We start from the raw sequence: 3,767 nt of genomic DNA, 5'->3' as shown, positions 1-3,767 counted from the left end.
TCAACCTGACTTTCAAATCGCGGAATAAAGCCTATTTGGTGAAAATGAAGAAGGTCGAGCCATTGTTCATTATCCGCTAGGGAAGTAAGTTTTGAATCTGGTATCGTTTGCGCGAGAGAGTTAAAGCTTAGACAGGCAAGAAAAGCTACATTCACCAGAATGTAATGGTAAGGGCAGTGCATGATATCTCTCGTTAGGGTGAATGCCGGTCTTTTAACTGGCACAAAAAAAGGGCATCAAATTGTGCCCTTTTTTAGATTCTAGATCTAGCGTAAGCGTAGATTAAACGAGGCTAATTAGCCTAGGTATTTAGCAAGAGTCTTGTTCTGGCTCATTACGCTAACCAATGCTTGGTATGCGTCACCAGAAGTTGTTGCTTCAGACATAAAGATTTGGTCAAAGCTTGCTTTCAATGCAGCATTGAATGTAGCAGCATCTTCTTTAGCAACGCCAACAAGTTCAGATAGTGCAGCAAGTGTTTCACCTTCACCAATTGCAGTGTCTTGAGCCAGTTGGTCAAGGTTTTTATCTATAAAAAGGGATACTTGGACTTTTAGAGGGCCGTTTGCATCTTCACAGCCAAGTGTGCCTGAGGTCATAGCAAAAGTTTGGCTGGCTATTCCGTTAGTTGTTGCGGCAAGAACGTGCTCATGCCATTCATCTGCATTTTTGAAAATAACTTCAGTACCTAAGCCGCACCCTGCAGGACCGTGACCGCCGGCAGCCATTGCAGTAAATGGAGCAGAAAGAATGAATGCACCTAAAATTAGTTTTTTCATAGCAATTCCTTGAATCATTTTTTGTAAGTAACGCCCTTCGATTATAAACAGCGTTATTGGAAAAAGGCAATGTGTTTAGTTTTATACAGCTTACCTTAAGTTTCACATTTTAATAGTGTAGTCGAAGATTTGGAAAAGGGAACAACGGGAGCTTTAATCTGCAGTTTCAGGTCGTGATAAGATTTAACAGCCTCATGAGTCGAGGCTGTTAAACGGGAAGAATATTTATCTAGAACTTCAGATCTGCATGTTGTTCTGGTCTGAGTCTCGGGCCGTACTGACTCACCACTTGAGCTGCGGCTCTGTTAGCAAGCGTTGCTGCTTGGGCAAAGGTTTGGTCATGAGTGATTGCATAAAGAAATGCACCTGCGAACATGTCGCCGGCTCCATTTGTATCGATTGCTTTTGCTTCAACGCCAGCGACTATTGAGATTTCATTGCCGTCATAAACGAGAGCGCCATCTTTTCCTAAAGTAATTGCAAAAGACTTTGCAGTTTCTTTAAGCTTTTCAGCAGCATCTTCGATGTTATTGCTTTGTGTCCAGGCGAGTGCTTCGTCTTTGTTGCAGAATAATAAATCAACCTGTTGGCCGATCATTTCCTTTAGCCCTTCGCCAAAGAACTCGACCATTCCTGGGTCAGAGAGGGAAATTGCCGTTTTTACACCCTGCTGCTCGGCAATTTCCCGTGCTTTGATGGCCGCTTGTTTGCCACTAGGTGATGTAACGAGATAGCCTTCGATATACAGGTATTCAGATTGAGCAATAGCTTTAGCATCAAGCTGTGCTTCATCTAATTCAGCGCTTACGCCCAAGAATGTATTCATGGTTCGTTCGGCGTCAGGGGTAATCATAACCAGACATTTTCCGGTTGTACCATTCGGGTGGGCTTTATCGCTTGTGGTCACGCCCGCTGCTTGGGTATCTTGTTGGAAGAATAGGCCGTTTTCGTCGTCTGATACTTTGCAGGAATAATAGGTCTTGGCACCGAAGTAACTGGCAGCGATAATCGAGTTGCATGCCGAGCCGCCGCTGGCTCTTTTACTACCAACCAAGTGTTCTTTCATTAGCTCTAGTATTTCGGCTTGGCGGGTTTCATCCACCAAGGTCATTAGACCTTTCTCAATATTAGCTTGGGATAGGAATTCATCGGTGACTTCAATTTCAGTATCGACGAGGGCGGCGCCTAAACCATAGACGTGATATTGTTGCATAGTAATTGCCTTGCTAGTTGGCTAATGGTGGTGTCCATTATATACAGCGTCATTTGCGTATGGCAAAGACGATTTATACGCTTGGTGAATAGCCTGCGCGGTAGATAGCATGAAAAAGGATATATGAGGAAGAACCTTGCTTGGAATGAATAGAAATGTATTGGTTTTATTGTTATCTGGTGCGCTGGGCTTGTGTATTGCGCCAATGGTTGTGTTTATCGGTGGTTTGGTCGGGGCATCGCTTGCTCCTGATCCAGAACTTTCCACATTGCCTGTAGCGGGCATTGTTATTGGTACCGCCTGTGCCGTGATTCCGGTCTCGCGTCTAATGCAGCGTTTCGGTAGAAAAAAGATCTTTTTGGCTGCCTCCTTATATAGCGCTTTGGTATCATGTTTTGCTGCGATTTCTATATCTTATGAAAGTTTTTGGTTGTTTTGTTTGAGTACTGTATTGCTAGGTGGTGCCCTGGCCGTTATTCAGCAATATCGTTTTGCGGCAATGGAGAGTGTTGAGCCATATCTGGCACCAAAAGCTGCATCCTTCGTGTTGTTGGGTGGGCTTATTGCGGCGATACTAGGGCCAGAGCTGGCTCATCTGGGGAGGGCGTTGCATGAAGTGCCCTTTTCGGGCTCGTTTACTCTGCTTTCAATTCTTTGTTTATTAAGTGGTGTTGTTATGTTGTTTTTTCAGCCCGTTGTCGTGACAGGGGGTGAGGAAGAACTCGGCGGCCGTCCTTTAATTGATATCATGCATTCATCCTTATTTTGGGTGGCGGTGATGTCGGCAACCATAGGTTATGCGGTGATGAGTTATGTTATGACCGCTACGCCCGTCAGTATGCATGTCATGGAAGGGCATTCTTTAGAAGATACTAAATGGGTTATTCAGAGCCATATTCTTGCGATGTTCTTGCCTTCCTTAGTGAGTGGATATCTGATTTCAAAGTTTGGTGAATATCGCTTGATGCTGGCTGGTTTGGCAGCTTATACGGTGTGTTTGATGATAGCGCTTTCAGGTCAGAATGTGATGCATTATTGGCTTGGATTGGTGTTGCTAGGTATTGGTTGGAACTTTCTATTTGTCGCAGGTACGGTTTTGCTTCCTAAAGTGTACCAACCTGCCGAGAGGTATAAAGTACAGGGTTTTAATGACTTTTTTGTGTTTGTATTCCAGGCTGCGGCATCAATATCTAGTGGAGTAGTTATTTATAGTGTTGGCTGGAATAGCCTGCTTATCTACGCTATTCCGCTAATTTTGGTTCAGATGTTGGTGATCTTTATCTGGAGAATAGGTAAAAGTAAGGAGGGAGAGCTTGTCTAATTATCGCTTTAGTTTTCTTTTGCTTGGAGGTTTAAGTCTGGCTGGCTGCTCCAGCTTGCCGCCTGAACAACCTCAAAATATTTGTAAAATATTCGAAGAAAAGCCAGACTGGCATGATGCCGCGCTCGATGTACGGGAACGCTGGGGAGTCCCTGTTCACATTCCAATGGCCATAATGTATCAAGAGTCATCTTTTAAATACGATGCGGCACCGCCGATGGAGTACTTCCTTGGATTTATTCCTATCGGTCGAGCGAGCGATGCGTATGGTTATTCTCAGGCTAAGACTCCTGTTTGGGGAGAATATGTAGCTGACGCCGGGAGCACCTTTGCAGATCGCGATGATTTTGATGATGCGATTGATTTTGTCGGTTGGTATATGAATCGAAGTAGCAAGATAAACAAGGTTAGTAAATGGGATGCCTACGCACAATACCTAAATTATCACGAAGGG

General features: G+C 44.3%; 5 protein-coding genes. 2 read left to right on the top strand and 3 right to left on the bottom strand.

Annotated features, from left to right (window positions below; all coding sequences use genetic code 11):
- The 3 genes from A3761_RS28675 to A3761_RS22285 form a co-directional block, all read right to left on the bottom strand.
- A partial coding sequence (locus A3761_RS28675) for a hypothetical protein (RefSeq protein WP_231881285.1) occupies positions 1-182 on the bottom strand: 182 nt, incomplete at its 3' end.
- A 114-nt stretch (positions 183-296) separates the two neighbouring features.
- Positions 297-779 carry a DUF3015 family protein gene (locus A3761_RS22290; RefSeq protein ID WP_068515309.1) on the bottom strand — a complete coding sequence of 161 codons (483 nt, stop codon included), beginning with the start codon at positions 777-779 and terminating at the stop codon, positions 297-299.
- Between the two features lie 229 nt (positions 780-1,008).
- Entirely contained in the window at positions 1,009-1,992 is a 984-nt protein-coding gene (locus A3761_RS22285) for an adenosine kinase (protein WP_068515182.1), read from the bottom strand.
- Positions 1,993-2,137: 145 nt separating this feature from the next.
- Here A3761_RS22285 and A3761_RS22280 point away from each other — a divergent pair, with 145 nt between their 5' ends.
- Positions 2,138-3,313, top strand: coding sequence for an MFS transporter (locus tag A3761_RS22280; RefSeq protein ID WP_068515180.1), 1,176 nt, complete (start codon positions 2,138-2,140; stop codon positions 3,311-3,313).
- A partial coding sequence (locus A3761_RS22275; protein WP_068750913.1) for a hypothetical protein occupies positions 3,306-3,767 on the top strand: 462 nt, incomplete at its 3' end. The genes A3761_RS22280 and A3761_RS22275, both read left to right, overlap by 8 nt.

The sequence above is a fragment of the Oleiphilus sp. HI0123 genome, from assembly GCF_001635315.1.
Note: the sequence above shows the minus strand (reverse complement) of the source record. Positions and strands in the feature narration are given on the sequence as shown.

Bases quoted from the DNA above. Each gene is read 5' to 3' on its own strand.
- A3761_RS22290 (WP_068515309.1), bottom strand. From the start codon at position 779: ATGAAAAAACTAATTTTAGGTGCATTCATTCTTTCTGCTCCATTTACT.
- A3761_RS22280 (WP_068515180.1), top strand. From the start codon at position 2,138: ATGAATAGAAATGTATTGGTTTTATTGTTATCTGGTGCGCTGGGCTTG.
- A3761_RS22285 (WP_068515182.1), bottom strand. From the start codon at position 1,992: ATGCAACAATATCACGTCTATGGTTTAGGCGCCGCCCTCGTCGATACT.